Here is a 16,678-nt window from a genome sequence, read left to right as displayed (position 1 = left end):
TTGATCACAGGATAAGTTGCTCGATTGAAAAAGTAATCGGGAATAAAAAGTCGTCCAGAAAGTCGATGAATTGATTTTCTGGACGCTTTTTATATATTATCATTCAATAGATCAAAATTTAAATCGATGTACCGTCTTACTCAATTCCTCGCTTAGTTCTGTCAACGTTTCTGCAGCCTCGGTTACTGTTTGAATCGCGCGTAACTGTTCTTCTGAAGATGCACTTACTTCTTCGCATGCTGCTGCGGTTTCTTGTGAAGTGGCTGCCATTGTTTGGATTGTTTCGCTCACTTCGTCTTTGTAGCCGGCAACTTTTTGAATCTCCTCGTAGATTGAGCTGATTGATGATTCCATATCGGACATAACTGCAGTTAGTTGACCGAAAGTTGCTTCGGTGTCGTTGACAACATGGCCTTGTTTACGGAAGTTTTCCCTTGTGTCAATCATTTGTTGAGAGACTTGTTGAGCGCCTTCTTGTAATTCAATGACAGTCATTTTTACCTCTTCCGTCGATCGAACCGATTGTTCAGCCAATTTACGGACTTCATCTGCAACGACTGCAAAGCCTTTGCCATGTTCTCCGGCGCGTGCTGCTTCAATGCTTGCATTCAGTGCTAGCAGATTTGTTTGCGATGAAATCTCGGTGATCGTTTCCATCACACCGCCGATTGCCTTCACTCTTTCTTCGAGTGTGTCAATCACGTCGGCCATGGACCGCATTTCAATCTCCCAGTCTCCAAAAGATTGTTTTAGCTCGTTCATTTGAATTTGTCCATTGGAATTCATGTCACTGACCCTTGTGGCAAGTTCCTGCATTTGGGCCGCTTTCTTCTCAATTTCATTAATTTCCTTACCTAATAATTCGGCTTGTTCCGTAACTGCTTCAGCATCTTCAGCAGAGCGGGATGCACCATTCGCGATTTCTCCGACAGCGTGAGCGACTTCATTGCTTGAGGCGTTTGTTTCCTCCGCGGTCGCGCTTAAGGTTTCAGAACGTGTGTGTACGTCCTCAGCAGATTGATTGACGACAGCGATTACAGCATTTGTGTCTTCAATCATATTATTGAAGTAGTTTCCAAGTTCACCGATTTCATCTTTTGTTTTAATGGACGATCTGACAGTCAAATCACCATTAGAAACTGCTTGCATAAGAGTTTTCAACTTGCCGATTGGTTTTACTGTGCGGTTTATGATCGGGTAGAGAACTGCGATGAGTAATACTAAAATACCACCGGCAATAATGATCATGCCAAATCGCATAGAGTTGGCCAACAGATCAATTTCTTTCGTATCGTATATCGCGGCTACCTTCCATCCTAAGCCGGACACTGTCGCAAATGTATTGACTCTTGAAACTCCGTCATCAGTGTATTGAATTTCGCGACGTTCGCTACCGCTTTGATAATCATACATTTCAGCTACGTAAGGCAAGTCGATAATATTTTCCCCTGCCAATACTGGATGTACCATCGCTGTTCCTTCTGCATCGAAAAGTGCGATAAATCCGTTATGACCAATGTCCTTATTCGAAACAGTTGCTGCCAATTTGTCCATACGAATATCAAGACCTAACACGCCGACAAGCTCCCCATTTTTTTGAACTGCTTTTATAGCGCTGATCGTGTATTCGCCTGTCGCACGATCTATATGCGGTTCTGTCCAATAAACTTTGTCGGGATTTGCGGCCGCTTCTTGGTACCATTCATACTCAGTTGGATTATAGTCACTGCCCAAATCAGCGTTCGGAACGGTTAGCATCTCTTTCGATGGCAAAGCGAAATAAAGCATAGACGTATTATCATATAAAGTTTGGAATGAATAGAATTCCTGTTCCATTGCGGTTATGTATTCTTCAAAATTGCCATCTACATTAGCAAAATCCGTTACGTAAGAGGAATTAGCCAACTGAGTGAGCCCTTTCTCATGCAAATCAATGAAGTTTTCAACATAAGAACCTATTTCATGTACAAGCACTTCACTTTGCATGATTAGATTTTCCCTTGTTTTATCCTTCACATGAATACTTGAAAGTACAGTCATGAGAGTCATGCCGATAATGAACAAGACTGATACTGTAACGATAATTTTGGTTTTAATTGACGTAAACATAGGTGCACCTTCTCTTTCTATAGGTAAAATTACATACAACCTTACATTTCGGACCATTACGAAAAATGTTTAGCTATTATTAAATAATAATAGTGTTCATAATTTGTTTACTATTTTAATATTGAGAAGGAAGCGATTTCAGAATCTTTTCGGTGCCAATTTTTTCAGTGCCTGTGTAAGAAACTATTCAGACTATGCACTACAATTGTATAACCAAAACCAACAAGTCAGTAGTCTCAACTGAGGGTTCACAGATATTTGTATTTTTATCAATTTAGATGAATTGTCATAAATGTGTGATGCACAGGCACCGTTTTGTGATGCAGAGCACCGATTTGAAGAGTCCACAAAAAATAAATCCCGCCTGGCGAATAGCCAATGCGGGATTTATTTGGTGGTTCACATTTTAAACCGGTCGATTGCAAGGTTCAGTTTTTCACTTAAGTCTGTCAGTGTTTCTGCAGCATCTGTGACGGATTGGATTGCACGGAGCTGCTCGTCAGTTGAAGCGCTGACTTCCTCGCATGCTGCCGCTGTTTCTTGGGACGTGGCCGCCATTGTCTGGATCGTCATCGTAACTTCATCCTTATGATGGGCTACGCTATGAATTTCATTGGAAATCGAGTCGATTGAAGCTTGCATCGTCTCCATTAAATCGGATAGTTGGGCGAATGTCTTTTCCGTTTCTTGGACGACGCTTTCTTGGTCACGGAATGTAGCGATTGTTTCATCCATCTGGGATGTTACGAGTCGTGACTCTTCTTGCAATTGCAGGACGGTCACTTTGACTTCTTCCGTAGCACGTGCGGACATTTCCGCAAGTTTCCGGACTTCTTCTGCGACGACCGCAAAGCCTTTTCCATGTTCGCCTGCGCGAGCTGCTTCAATGCTTGCGTTCAGTGCGAGAAGATTCGTCTGTGAAGAAATGTCAGTGATCGTTTCCATGACTCCGCCGATCTCCTTAACCTTTTCGCCGAGCGTACTAATTGCGTCGTTCATCGACTTCAGATTTGCACCTGACGATTCGAATGTCTGTTGAAGATTGTGCATTTGGGTTTGGCCGTTCGCATTCATCTCGCCTGTATGCTCTGCGATTGTCTTCATTGAAATCGCGCGTTCTGTAATGTCATTAATCTGCCGCCCGAGTTCATCGGACTTTTCCGTTACCGTTTCGGCATCTTCCGCGGATCTTGAAGCGCCATGTGCGATTTCATTGACAGCATGTGCGACTTCCGAGCTGGATGCACTCGTCTCTTCTGCCACGGCACTTAAACTTTCCGAGTTTGTCCTGACATTGTCTGCGGATTGATTTACAACTGAAATGATGTCATGCATGTTGGCAATCATCTTGTTGAAGTTTTCGCCAAGCTGTCCAATCTCATCTTTCGTACGGATATCCGATTGAACGGTCAAATCGCCTTCTGCGACGTCATCCATCAAGCTTCGGAGACGGGCAATCGGTTTCAACATCCTGCTAATGAGGAAGTACAGACCGATACCGACAACTGCGAGTGTAATAATTGAAATGATGAAAATGGAAAGTAACAGCTGCCGGGACATTTCCATAAGTTTATTCTGTTCATAGACTGTGCTGACCTTCCAACCAAACTCGGGGATTGTCGAATGGACACTGATCATCTTTTTGCCATTCTCATCTTTGAATGCCTCATCCCCCTGGTCCGAACTGTACATATTCTTGACATAGGCAGTCTCCATCAAATTTTCCCCGCTTAACGTCGGGTGTGCAATCGCCGTGCCGTTTTCGTCAAAAAGTGTGGAATAGCCATCATGCGGAATATATGTCGAGTTCAGCATGTCGGTGATCGCGGACAACATGAGGTCAACCCCGGCCACACCGACTACTCTTCCGTTCTTCTCGACAGCAATGGAAGCAGTAATCATGAAGTTGCCGCTGACCTCATCGATGTATGGTGACGACCATTGAACCTTGCCAGGTTCACCAATCGCGATTTCATACCATGGACGGCTCGTCGGATCGAAGCCGCTCAAATCGGACACCGGGTAGATGACCGTATGCTTGGATGGTTGTGCATAATAGACTGCCACTGCATCGGAATAGACTTCCAAAAAGCTTTCCAGTCTTTGAACCAACTCCGCTTCACTTACAATTGAGCCTCTAGGGCCAGTGAAGTCCATGATTTCATCCGAGTCGGTAAGTGAATCAATGCCTTTCGAATATTGTGCAAGAAAGTTCTCCACAGCGTGCCCGATCTGGTTCGAAATGGCATCACTTGAATCGATTACGCTTTCCAACGAACGTTTCTTCACTTGTCCATTGAGCATGAATGCCATGAGTACAGTTCCCACAAAGAATAAAATAAGAGCCGCAAAGATGATTTTTGTTTTTAGCGATTTGGCCATAACTATTTCCCCTTATTAGTAAATTTGGTCTATATGTTTTATTTCGACAAAATCTGATGCGATTCAAGTGGTATCCCGGTTGGGTGAATAATATATTTCAGCTATTACTATTTTCCGAATTTTTCCGGTGCCTGTGTAAGAAACTATTCAGACTATGCACTACAATTGTATAATCAAAACCATTAAGTCAGCTGTTTCAACTGTTTGTTTACAGATGTCAGTATTAATATTAATTTAGATGAATTGTCATAAATGTGTGATGCACAGGCACCGAAAACTGAATAATGAACAAGTTTTCTGGAATTTTCATTCATTTGTTTAAAAGTATCGTATAATAAAAGAAAAAACGACGGGGGAATTCCATTGGACTATTTATATAATCCTTACACGACAACTCGCCACACTGTATTTGCTCGGAAAGGAATGGTGGCGACGTCGCAACCGCTAGCGGCTCAAGCGGGCATTGAAGTGATGCAAAAGGGCGGGAATGCGGTGGATGCGGCGATTGCAACTGCCGCTGCGCTCACTGTCGTTGAACCGACTACGAATGGAATGGGCGGCGATGCGTTTGCGATTGTGTGGATGAAGGATAAGCTTTACGGCTTGAATGCGTCGGGGCCAGCGCCGGAAGCATTGACGCATGAGGCGATGAAAGAGGCGGGGCATGAAAAGATACCTGCAATGGGTTATGCGCCAATTACGGTGCCCGGGGTTCCGTCTGCTTGGGCAGAGCTGTCGAAACGATTTGGCAAGCTGCCTTTGATTGAGTCGCTTGCTCCGGCAATCCGCTACGCGGAGGAAGGGTACCCGCTTACGCCGATTTTAGGGAAATATTGGCGCATTGCTTACAAGAAATTCGTAGAGCATGATTCCGCTGAATTCGACGAATGGTTCAAAGTGTTCGCGCCGGATGGCCGGGCTCCTGAAATCGGGGAAATGTGGAAGTCACCGGATCATGCGAAGACTTTGCGTTCCATCGGTGAAACGAATGCGGAGTCGTTTTACAGAGGAGAGCTTGCGGATTTGATTGATGCGCATGTAGCGAAAAACAATGGCTATCTCCGTAAATCTGATCTGGAAAAGTATAAAGCAGAATGGGTCGACCCGATCTCGACAAATTACAAAGGCTATGACGTATGGGAAATACCGCCGAACGGGCAAGGCGTCGTTACGTTAATGGCGCTTAATATCTTCTCGGAAATGAATCCAGCGGTACTAAACGACGTAGAGTCGCTACACGAACAGATCGAGGCGATGAAGCTGGCGTTTACCGATGGAAAGGCGTTCATTACTGAAGAAAAGGATATGCCGATCGACATCGAGCACTTGCTGTCGAAGGAATATGCGAAGAAGCGGGCTGCTACAATTACAGAACGGGCATCAGTTCCGGAGCCGTACGACTTGCCGAGAAGCGGGACGATCTATTTGGCGACTGCAGATGAAGAGGGCAATATGGTTTCATTCATCCAATCGAATTATATGGGCTTCGGATCCGGTGTTGTCGTGCCGGGAACGGGCATCACGCTTCAAAACCGCGGCATGGATTTTTCGCTCGATCCGGCACATCCGAACGTATTGAAGCCAGGCAAACGTTCCTATAACACGATCATCCCGGGATTCCTGACGAAGGACGGACAAGCGGTAGGGCCGTTCGGAATCATGGGCGGGTTCATGCAGCCGCAAGGCCATTTCCAAGTCATCGTCAACACGATCGATTACCATCTGAATCCGCAAGCGACGCTCGATGCACCGCGCTGGCAATGGATCGAGGGGAATAAAGTTCATGTCGAACCGAATTTCCCGAACCATATCGCGCAGGCACTCACCCGATTGGGACATCAGATTGTACCGACATTGGACAGCGGATCATTCGGCAGAGGACAAATCATTTGGCGCAATCCGGAAACAGGCGTCCTTTCAGGCGGCACAGAATCAAGGACGGATGGAACGATTGTAGCTTGGTAAGCGAATATCTCCTTTCTGGTTTTCTACCGGCAAAGGAGGTTTTTTTTATTTATCTACCGACAATGTCATCCAATTCAGAACAGTCTTATGATAAAATAGTTAGAAAGAGACACTGGGGTAGGTGAGATTCCATGCAGACAAAGCCCATATTACTATCCAAGCTGATGCCTCCGACTCCATCCGCCACGTACATGCGGAGAGCTTCGTTCATTAAAAAGATGAAGATGGTGGACCGGGTGAAGCTGACGTTGTTGCATAGCGGGGCGGGGTATGGGAAGAGTTCGGGGCTTTCTGCGTATTTCCATGACACAAAAGCTGTGTATAGCTGGTATTCGGTGACAGGTGAAGACGATGACGTCTATCCGTTCATCACTTATCTGACGCAAAGCATTCGCCGTGTCGTGCCGGAGTTCGGTGCATCGTTATCCGAATGGGACAGGCCGAATTTGCATCCAAAGGAATTGGATCTCGAACGATGGCTCGCCCTTTTCATCAATGAGCTTTGTGAAATCGATCCACCTCTCTTCATTGTCATCGACGATTTCCATCACGTCGACCATGTATTTTTAGTGAATTATCTTGTTGAAAAGATGATTGATTCATTACCTCCCAACACCCGCATAATCGTAGCAACGAGGAACCGTCCACGTTGGGCGAGCCTCGTAAAGTTGAAAGTGACGGGGCAACTATGCGAATTGACGGAAGAGGACTTTCTGTTTTCGGAAGAGGAAGTGGCCGTCTTCTATGAGGATTATTTTGATCAAACACTTACCGATGCAGAGGCAGCTTCTGTCATCCGGTTGACGGAAGGATGGGCGATTGCCGTCAATCTGCTCGCACTCCATCTCGCGGGTGGTGAAACCCATTTGCCGACCGCAATGAAACCCGCATTGCATGACTTGTTTGCCTATCTTTCCGAGGAAGTTTTCAATCGGATGGGTGAAGAAGAGAAGGAATGGTTATTGGCCTTTTCGATTTTCCCAACGTTTTCATTGGAGATAGTCGAAAGTTTTTATGGGAATGAAGCGGCAAGCACACTCCGGAAGCTTGCGGAACGCCATGTGTTCATCCAATCGCTAGGGGAAGGGACATACCGGTATCACGCGCTGTTCCAACAATTTCTGGAACGGAAATGGCAAGCGGTCAATTCTGACCAGTTTTATTCAACCCAAAAACAGGCAGCGGAATTTTATCTTCGGCAATCAAACCCGATTCAAGCGATTTCCCATGCCGTGAAAAGCGGGGATGCGTCATTCATCGGGCAAATTATCGTCGACAACGGCGTTGCTCTGATTAAAGCGGGCCAGTTCGAGTGGCTGCTTGAAATCATCAAAAGCTTGTCGCCGGACGTTTTCGCACAGTTCTACCCTCTCTATTTCTTCGAAGGAGAGGCGCATCGGTACCGTGCTTTTTACGAGAAAGCACGAGTGGCATATTCGGCATGCATCGAAGCGGCCGAAAAACGGGGTGACGATTATTTTGCGGGGCGTGCACATGCCGGCATCGCAAATATTTACCTTGATACGATCCAACCAGGATTGGCAGATCCGTATTTAATGAACGCAATCCTCTTCGCCGAGAAGAGCGATAGGACGAGCGTATTGGAAATGGAATTGTTGAAACGGCAATTCGCGGAAAATCTCGTCAACCTGGGGAAGGCATCTGATGCTGCAAAGTGGGTGGAGCAGGAAATCCATGATAAAAGCATCCTACGCGAAGGGAATTTGGATGCGAGGATTGCGTTGCGCACGGGAAAACTACGGGAGGCGCAGGCGTACTTGTCGGAACGGGTGGACAGTTTGACGCTGCCTGATGCATACCGGGAAACGGATATCCTCCTATCCTTGATCTACTCGATGACCGGCGAGAATGGACTTGCTTTGGAGAGTGCTGCAAGGGGGATACAGCTTGGTCGGAAGGAGAAATCGGGCTTTATCGAAGCGGTCGGGCTTATTCGTATGGGGCATGCGAAAATTATAGCCGATCGGGGCGATGTGGCGATTGCGAAAGACCATTATATCCGGGCGATTGAGCGGATGGATGAGCTGAACGTTTCGCGCGGTAATGCAGAGCCGTATATGGGATTGTCTATCGTGGCTGCACGGCAAGGGGATTTTGCAGAAGCGATCCGGTACGGGGAAGCAGGCTTGCGGGAGACGGAGCGCGTCAATGATGGCTGGTTGTCTGCATTGATCCATATTGGACTTGCAATAGTACATTTTTACGCGAACAACGAAACGGATATGGAACAGCATCTGAATGAGGCGGGGCGGCTTTTCGGGGAGTGCGGTGATTTGTACGGGGAAATGGTGACTGCGTTTTGGTCGATGAATTTGTATGACCGGACAAAGGCGGACCGGCATTACTCACAGCATGCGGAACGTTTTTTCACGCTTTGCCGAGACTACCTTTTCTTTTTGACGAACGACACAATCTTCGGCCCATTCGACCGCCAGTCCATTCATCCTTTAGTACTCAAGGCTGCACGTATCCATAAAGAAAACGGCGACATTCAGCACGCAATCCACCTACTTGGTTTGGAGGACACCGTTTCACATCCCGGGTATAAAATGGAAGTTCAATTATTAGGACCGTTCGCGATTCATCTTGGGCTTGAGGAAGTGGCCGACCGAAAGTGGCAACGCGATAAGTCGAAGGAGATTTTCATTTATTTGCTGTTGAATAAAAATCGATACGTCCCGAAAGAGGAAATTATGCAAGCGCTATGGGAAGATGCCGATGACAAGAGCGCCGACCGGGATTTCAAAGTGGCATTGAATGCTTTGCTGAAAGTGATTGAGCCGAATCGCAGTGCGCGAGAAAACCCGTTTTTCATTCTCCGGAAGCAGACGATGTACCGGCTGAATCCGAGAGCGGATATCAGGACAGATCTTGAACGTTTCAAAAGGCATGTGGAAACGGGACTGTCGGAGAAGACCGCCGAAAAAGCGGTCGACCACCTATTGAAAGCAGCCGCGCTCTACAGAGGGAAACTGTTTGAGGAAAAGCTGTCCGTCGATTGGATTGCGCAAGAGCGTGAACGTGTCGAGCAGCTGTACATCCAAGCACTCGAACGCCTCGCCCAGTCATATACGAGATTGCAAGACTATGGCAAAACGATCGAGTGGGCTGAGAAGCTTTTGCGGATCGACCAGACGTGGGAGGAAGCATACCGTCTGCTCATGTACGCCCACTATCAGTTGCAAAACCGCCCGCAATCGATTAAATGGTACCGGAAGTGCAAATCCGTTTTACAAGAAGAGCTCTCCATTGAACCGATGGAAACGACAGAGCAAATGTACAAGATGATTATGAATGAATTATAGAGAAGTTTTGACTAGAATGGATCCTTCGCTCTTGCAAGGGTCCATTCTTTGTACTTCAGGGTCCATTCAATTGAGTCAAAGGTCCATTTACCTCACGTCAAGGTCCATTCTTCTCAACAAGGGCTCGTTCTTCCAACGGCAAGGTCCATTCTTTCGCAGCCAGGGTCCATTCTTCCTAATTCAAGGTCCATTCCCCTCTGTAACTCATTTGCAACTCCCATCCAATAGAGTAGTAGACAGAAAGAAAGCGTTTACAAAACGAGTGGAGAGAGGAGTTGCAGTATGAAGAAGAAATTGTGGTTGGTCTTATTGTTTGCAATGGTGCTTGTCATCAGTGCGGCTTGCAGCAAATCGGAAGAAGGGGAAGCGTCAACGGAAAAAGAAACACCATCGAAAACGACACCGGTGTCTGGAGATAACAAAACTGAAGAGCAAGGCACGATCAAAATCGGCGTCCTCGCCTCATTAACCGGTGCGCTTGAGTCATACGGTAAACAGACAAAGCAAGGTTTCGAGCTCGGTCTTGAATATTCGACGGGCGGCACGATGGAAGTCGCAGGAAAGAAAATCGAAGTCGTTTATGAAGACACGGAAACGAAGCCGGAAGTCGCTGTCCAAAAAGCGACGAAGCTTCTTGAAGAGGACGAAGTTGATTTCCTCGTCGGTTCCTCCAGTTCAGGTGACACGCTCGCAGTCCTTCCTTTAGCGGAAGAGTACGAGAAAATCATGATCGTCGAGCCGGCGGTTGCGGATAGTATCACTGGTTCCGAATTCAATCCATTCATTTTCCGGACGGGGCGTAACTCATCTCAAGATGCTGTCGCGGGGGCGGCTGCCATCGCAGGTCCTGGTGTGAAAATCGCGACATTCGCACCGGATTATTCATTCGGCTGGGATGGTGTAGCGGCGTTCAAGAAGGCGGCTGAAGATCTAGGTGCTGAAGTCATCATCGAAGAATTCGCGGATCCTGCAGCAACGGATTTTACATCCAATTTGCAGAAGATCATTGAAGCGAAACCGGATTATATGTTTGTCGTCTGGGCTGGAGCGAACTCGCCTTGGAACCAGATCGCAGATTTGAAGATGCAGGAGAAAGGCATCAAGATCTCTACAGGTGCACCGGATATCCCGGCACTTTCCATTATGGAGCCGCTTGTCGGCATGGAAGGGTTCTCCGTCTACTATCACACGCTTCCTAATAACGAAGTGAATGATTGGCTAGTGAAGGAACATAAGGCTCGCTATAACGGCGAAGTTCCGGATTTATTCACACCGGGCGGCATGTCCGCAGCAATCGCAATCGTCGAAGCATTAACGAAGTCGAATGGCAATGCGGATGGCAACGAACTGATCAAAGTCATGGAAGGAATGTCTTTCGAAACACCGAAAGGAACGATGACTTTCCGTTCAGAAGATCACCAAGCATTGCAGACGCTTTATTCCATCAAACTCGAAAAACAGGATGGCGTCCCGTATCCGGTTCCAGTTCTTATCAGAGAGCTTTCGGCTGATGAAACCGAGCCGCCGATCAAAAACTGATCACCGACGGCAATAAAATACAGTAGGACAGTGGTATCGCTGTCCTTCTCAATCGGATGGAAATCTCTATCCGATCGAGAAGGACGGGGAAGGAGGAGAACGATTGGAACCGATCATACGAACAGAAAACCTGACCATCCGATTCGGTGGGCATACGGCCGTATCGCATGTGAATTTTGAAATGCCGCCACGGCACTTGAAATCGATCATCGGGCCGAACGGGGCGGGTAAAACGACATTTTTCAACTTACTCAGCGGCGAACTGAAGCCCACGGAAGGGGACGTCTATTTCAAGGGGGAATCGATGGCTTCCTTATCGGCTGTAGCCCGGACGCGGAAGGGGCTCGGCCGTTCATTCCAAATTACGAATGTGTTTCCGAATTTGACCGTGCTGGAGAATGTCCGGCTGGCTGTCCAATCAAAGGAGAAGATCCGATATCAAATGGTCCGCCACTTCCTTCATTATAAACAGCTCATCGAAGAGGCGGAGAAACTGATCGCCCTCGTACTGCTCGATGGAAAGGAACTTGCCATCGCTAGCCAATTATCCCATGGCGAGAAGCGGAAGCTCGAAATCGCGATGCTGCTAGCGCTCGATACGGAAGTGCTGCTGCTCGATGAACCGACGGCAGGCATGTCCCTCGAGGAAGTGCCAGCGATTTTGGACGTCATCCGGAAGATCAAACAGACCGGTGAGAAAACGATTTTGTTGATCGAACACAAGATGGATATGATTTTGGACCTGTCGGATTCCATCATGGTGCTCTTCAACGGCAAGCTGCTGGCGGATGGAAGTCCGCAGGAAATCATGGACAATGAAACCGTACAAAATGCGTATTTGGGAGGACTTTACGATGAAAACCTTGCTGAAAGTTGAGGACATCCATACGCATATCGGCCAGTACCATATCCTTCAAGGGGTATTCTTCGAAGCGCGTGAAGGGGAAGTGAGCGTGCTGCTCGGGCGCAACGGGGCGGGGAAGACGACGACGTTGAAGACGATTATGGGCTTGACCCCGGCTTCGAAAGGCGCAGTCCTTTTCAATGGACAGGACATCACGAAAAAGCCGACATATACGATTGCGAACGGTGGCATCGGCTATGTCCCGGAAGACCAGGGCATCTTCGGCGATTTGACCGTCGAGGAGAATATGAAAGTTGCCATGCGGAAGGAAGACGAAGCTGCGTTTGCCCGACAGGATTATGTGCTGGAGCTGTTCCCGGATTTAAAGACGTTCTGGAAGAAGGACGGCGGGCATCTTTCTGGCGGTCAGAAGCAGATGCTTGCGATGGCCCGGGCGTTCGTCAATGACAGCAAGCTGCTCCTCATCGATGAGCCGTCGAAGGGACTCGCGCCGATCGTCATCGAGAAGGTGATGGAAGCGATTACGGAGATGAAAAAAAGTACGACGATTGTACTTGTCGAACAGAATTTCATGATGGCGAGCCGGATCGGAGACCGTTATACGCTCATCGATGACGGGGAGACGGTTCATGCGGGTGAGATGAAGGATCTGATCCACAATGAAGAAGTGAAACGAAAATACTTAGGAATCGGATGAAGGGGGCTGCACGATGGAATTACTCATCAATTTGACGGTGAACGGTTTGGCGACGGGCATGCTCATCTTCCTTCTTGCTTCCGGATTGACGCTCATTTTCGGTCTGATGAGCGTGCTGAATTTCGCGCATGGCGGACTGTTCGCGTGGGGCGCTTACTCGGGCGTCTGGTTCTATACATTGTCAGGAAGCTTCCTTATCGGTATTCTTGGCGCCATCATTACGGGAATCATTCTCGGTTACATTACCGAAAAGCTGATCATCACGCCGGTTTACGGCAATCACGTACAACAGATCCTCATTACGCTCGGCTTCATGCTTGTCCTGACGGAGCTGTTGAAAGTCGTTTGGGGTCCGAATCAAATGGCTGCGAAAGTACCGTCGTACTTGGCGGGAAGCTGGGAATTCGGGGATGTCCTTATCATTAAATACCGGCTATTCATCATCATTGTAGGCTTCGCGGTATTCGGCGTTTTCCAATACATGCTTCAGAAGACGAAAATCGGCTTGATCGTCAGGGCGGGAGTCATGGATAAAGACATGGTGCAAGCGCTCGGCATCAATATTAAACGCGTTTTCCTGTATGTTTTCATGGCGGGCTCTGCACTTGCGGCGTTGAGCGGTGTATTGATGGCGCCATATTCCGGAGTTATCTATGCGGAAATGGGCTTTGAGTTTGCGATTTTGGCGTTCATCGTCGTTGTCATCGGCGGAATGGGCAGCTTTCCGGGATCGTTGTTCGCCGCTATTCTAGTCGGCCTCGCGGGAAGCTATATGGCGTACTACGTTCCTGCTCTATCACTTGCGGTCAATATGATGCTCATGGCTATCGTATTAATTTTCCGTCCGCAAGGGCTTTTTACGGCAAAGGGGTGACGGCATGAAAAACAAATTTCACTGGAACAACCTGTTTCTCGCAATCATTGTTGTTGTGCTCGCCGTTTTCCCGTTTGTTTCGGATTCAAGGACATGGACGATTTTATTGACACAGATTTTCATCTTTTCGATTTTGGCGATGAGCTATGATATTTTGCTCGGCTATACGGGCATCGTGTCGTTCGGGCATGCGATGTTCTTCGGGATGGGGGCGTATACGACAGCCGTTATGCTGAAGCGGATGGAGCCGACAATCGGCGTCTTCATTCTGTCGATCGTTTGCGGAATGCTGCTCGCGGCATTGATCAGTTTTTTCATCGGCCTGTTGACGTTGCGGCTGAAAAGTCATTTCTTCGCAATGCTCACTTTGGCCGTTTCAGGGCTGTTTCTAGTGCTTGCGGAAAAGTGGCGCACGGTGACGCACGGAAATGACGGCTTTACGTTCAAGGCACCCGAGTTTTTCAAGGACCGGATGATGTTTTATTTCGTAACGCTCATCTGCCTTGTGCTCGTCTACTTGCTGTTGCGACGTTTCGTCAATTCCCCGTTCGGACGCGTCCTTGTCGCGGTGAGGGAAAATGAACAGCGTACAAGATCACTCGGATTCAATACTTTACATTACAAAGTCATCGCATCCGTCGTCGCGGGCGTCATCGCTAGCTTGGCGGGCTCGCTGTACGCGGTATCCTTGCGGTTCGTCAATACAAGTGTTCTGACGATGGATATTACGCTCGACGCCTTGCTTATGACGATCATCGGCGGCGTCGGAACGTTGATCGGCCCGATTGTCGGTGCAGGTGTCATCGAATTGACGCAGCATTATTTATCCGGACTGGCGAAAGATTATCCGATTTTCGAACGATGGATCATTTTCTTCGGCATCGTCTATATTCTGGCGGTAATCTTCTTCCCGCGCGGCATCGTTGGAACGGTTCGTGAAAAACTTTGGAAACGGAAAACGAAAACGCGTCCTGTCGGGAAGGGGGAGGTCTCATGACGATTGTCGGGATTGTCAGTACAGGCACGTATATCCCATCGACAAAAATGTCTGCTGCAGAAATCGCTGAACGGTCCGGATTGCCCGCGGACGTTGTGAAAACGAAGATGGGGATTACGGAAAAACCGATTCCTGGGGAGCATGATCACACCGTCGCGATGGGCGTCTGGGCGGCTCGCGAGGCGCTCCGGAAAGGGCAAGTCGACCCGAAGGAAATCGACGTCATCATCTATATCGGTGAAGAGCATAAGGAATATCCGTTATGGACCGCCGCCATCAAGATGCAGGAGGAGCTTGGCGCTTATCACGCTTGGGCCTTTGATGTAGCGCTCCGTTGCGGTACAACAATCATGGCAATGAAAGTGGCGAAAAGCCTTATGTTGGCGGACCCGGACATCCGGACAGTCCTTCTCGCTGGCGGTTATCGGAACGGTGATTTTATCGATTATGGCAATGAAAGGACCCGATTCATGTTCAACTTGGCTGCAGGCGGGGCTGCGATGATTCTGCGGCGCGACCACACGGAAAATATCGTACTCGAGGCGGAGCTCATTACAGACGGATCGTTTTCCGAGGATGTCGTCGTTCCGGTCGGCGGGACGAAAAGGCCGTTGACGGCAAGTGATCTTGAAGAAGGGCTATATCGCCTTGACGTGCTCGATCCGATTGGCATGAAAGCGCGGCTCGAACAGAAATCGATGGAAAACTTCCTAAAGGTCATCCGCAGTTCGTTGCAGAAAAGCGGATTTACGGAAAAGGACATCGAATACTTAGCAATCTTGCATATGAAGAAATCCGCGCATGAGTATGTCCTGCGGGAGCTTGGGCTGAATGAAGAGCAATCGGTTTATTTGCATGAATACGGGCATATCGGGCAAATGGACCAGATTTTGTCATTAGAGCTTGCGCTAGCGGAAAATAAGTTGAATGATGGAGATATCGCCGTTCTCGTCAGCGCAGGAATCGGGTACGCGTGGGGGGCAATCACGGTGAAATGGGGAAACAGTGAGGGGGAGAAGGAAAATGGCGTTTCAAAAAGTAGGACTGAAGAAAGTGACCTTGGCGAACGGTGAGCAGATTGCCTACCGGGAGCGGGATGGCGGCGAGCAGGTCGTCGTCCTCGTCCACGGGAATATGACATCGTCGAAGCATTGGGACGTTCTGATCGACGAGCTAGATTCGAAGTATAAGATTTATGCGCCGGATCTGCGGGGATTCGGGGAATCTACGTACAACGATAGAGTGACGGGCATCCGTGACTTTTCGGAGGACCTGGCGGGTTTTATTGAGACATTAGAACTTGAAAAATTCCACTTAGTCGGTTGGTCGACGGGCGGCGCGGTCTGCATGCAATATGTAGCGGATCATCCGGGTAAATGCGAAAAGCTTCTGCTGCTCGCATCCGCATCGACACGCGGGTATCCGTTTTTCGGGACGAAGGAGGATGGCAGTCCTGATCTCGAACATCGGCTCCAAACGATTGAAGATGTCGAGCAGGATGCCGGCAAGACGCTTGCGATGCAAGGACTGTATGATAATCAAAACCGGGATGGACTGAAGGCGGTATGGAACGCTTTGATCTACACGCATAACCAGCCTGACGCAGCGAAATACGATGAATATGTGGACGATATGCTCACGCAGCGGAATTTAGCGGACGTCTACCATTCTTTGAACACGTTCAATATTAGTCCACATCATAATGGCGTCCACGAAGGGACTAACCAGGCGAAAGATATCGACATTCCAGTGCTCGTCTTGCATGGCGACCGCGACTATGTGGTGACAGCACAGATGCAGGATGAAATCATGGAAGACCTCGGAGACAATGCGATGTTCATTTCACTCGAAGATACGGGGCATTCACCACTGGTCGATAGCTTGGAACAACTGACAAAAACAATCGAAACATTTCTGAAGTAAG

11 protein-coding genes are annotated in these 16,678 nt (G+C 48.3%); 9 read left to right on the top strand and 2 right to left on the bottom strand.

The genetic code is table 11. From position 1 onward, the window contains the following. Window positions 1–111: 111 nt before the first annotated feature. Window positions 112–2,109 carry a methyl-accepting chemotaxis protein gene (locus tag OC538_RS06460; protein WP_262173757.1) on the bottom strand — a complete coding sequence of 666 codons (1,998 nt, stop codon included), beginning with the start codon at window positions 2,107–2,109 and terminating at the stop codon, window positions 112–114. 399 nt (window positions 2,110–2,508) lie between these two features. Continuing rightward, window positions 2,509–4,491 (bottom strand): methyl-accepting chemotaxis protein, encoded by a 1,983-nt coding sequence (locus OC538_RS06455; RefSeq protein ID WP_262173756.1) that lies wholly within the window; start codon window positions 4,489–4,491, stop codon window positions 2,509–2,511. 363 nt (window positions 4,492–4,854) lie between these two features. Between OC538_RS06455 and OC538_RS06450 the strand changes: the two genes are divergently transcribed. The 9 genes from OC538_RS06450 to OC538_RS06410 all read left to right on the top strand — a co-directional run bounded on the left by OC538_RS06450 (window position 4,855) and on the right by OC538_RS06410 (window position 16,677). Continuing rightward, entirely contained in the window at window positions 4,855–6,456 is a 1,602-nt protein-coding gene (locus OC538_RS06450) for a gamma-glutamyltransferase family protein (RefSeq protein ID WP_262173754.1), read from the top strand. 131 nt (window positions 6,457–6,587) lie between these two features. Further along, window positions 6,588–9,782 carry a BTAD domain-containing putative transcriptional regulator gene (locus tag OC538_RS06445; RefSeq protein WP_262173751.1) on the top strand — a complete coding sequence of 1,065 codons (3,195 nt, stop codon included), beginning with the start codon at window positions 6,588–6,590 and terminating at the stop codon, window positions 9,780–9,782. A gap of 282 nt (window positions 9,783–10,064) precedes the next feature. Beyond that, entirely contained in the window at window positions 10,065–11,321 is a 1,257-nt protein-coding gene (locus tag OC538_RS06440) for a substrate-binding domain-containing protein (protein ID WP_262173749.1), read from the top strand. Between the two features lie 103 nt (window positions 11,322–11,424). Beyond that, window positions 11,425–12,198: an ABC transporter ATP-binding protein gene (locus tag OC538_RS06435; protein WP_262173747.1), complete on the top strand. Its 774-nt coding sequence runs from the start codon at window positions 11,425–11,427 to the stop codon at window positions 12,196–12,198. After that, window positions 12,176–12,883: an ABC transporter ATP-binding protein gene (locus OC538_RS06430; RefSeq protein ID WP_262173746.1), complete on the top strand. Its 708-nt coding sequence runs from the start codon at window positions 12,176–12,178 to the stop codon at window positions 12,881–12,883. Before OC538_RS06435 ends, OC538_RS06430 begins: the two co-directional genes overlap by 23 nt. A gap of 13 nt (window positions 12,884–12,896) precedes the next feature. Beyond that, complete coding sequence (locus OC538_RS06425) at window positions 12,897–13,757, top strand: branched-chain amino acid ABC transporter permease (protein ID WP_262173745.1); 861 nt, start codon at window positions 12,897–12,899, stop codon at window positions 13,755–13,757. A 4-nt stretch (window positions 13,758–13,761) separates the two neighbouring features. Beyond that, entirely contained in the window at window positions 13,762–14,754 is a 993-nt protein-coding gene (locus OC538_RS06420) for a branched-chain amino acid ABC transporter permease (RefSeq protein WP_262173744.1), read from the top strand. Further along, the gene (locus tag OC538_RS06415) at window positions 14,751–15,827 is read left to right on the top strand and encodes a 3-oxoacyl-ACP synthase (protein ID WP_262173743.1); all 1,077 of its coding nucleotides are present in this window, start codon (window positions 14,751–14,753) and stop codon (window positions 15,825–15,827) included. Before OC538_RS06420 ends, OC538_RS06415 begins: the two co-directional genes overlap by 4 nt. Then, window positions 15,778–16,677 carry an alpha/beta fold hydrolase gene (locus tag OC538_RS06410; RefSeq protein WP_262173742.1) on the top strand — a complete coding sequence of 300 codons (900 nt, stop codon included), beginning with the start codon at window positions 15,778–15,780 and terminating at the stop codon, window positions 16,675–16,677. Before OC538_RS06415 ends, OC538_RS06410 begins: the two co-directional genes overlap by 50 nt. Window position 16,678 lies beyond the last annotated feature (1 nt).

Origin of the sequence: Saccharococcus sp. Marseille-Q5394, assembly GCF_946901335.1 — a bacterium.
In the GTDB taxonomy this organism is placed as follows: domain Bacteria; phylum Bacillota; class Bacilli; order Bacillales_A; family Planococcaceae; genus Sporosarcina; species Sporosarcina luteola_C.
The sequence above is the reverse complement of the archived record's forward strand: the minus strand, read 5'-3'. Positions and strand labels throughout refer to the sequence as shown.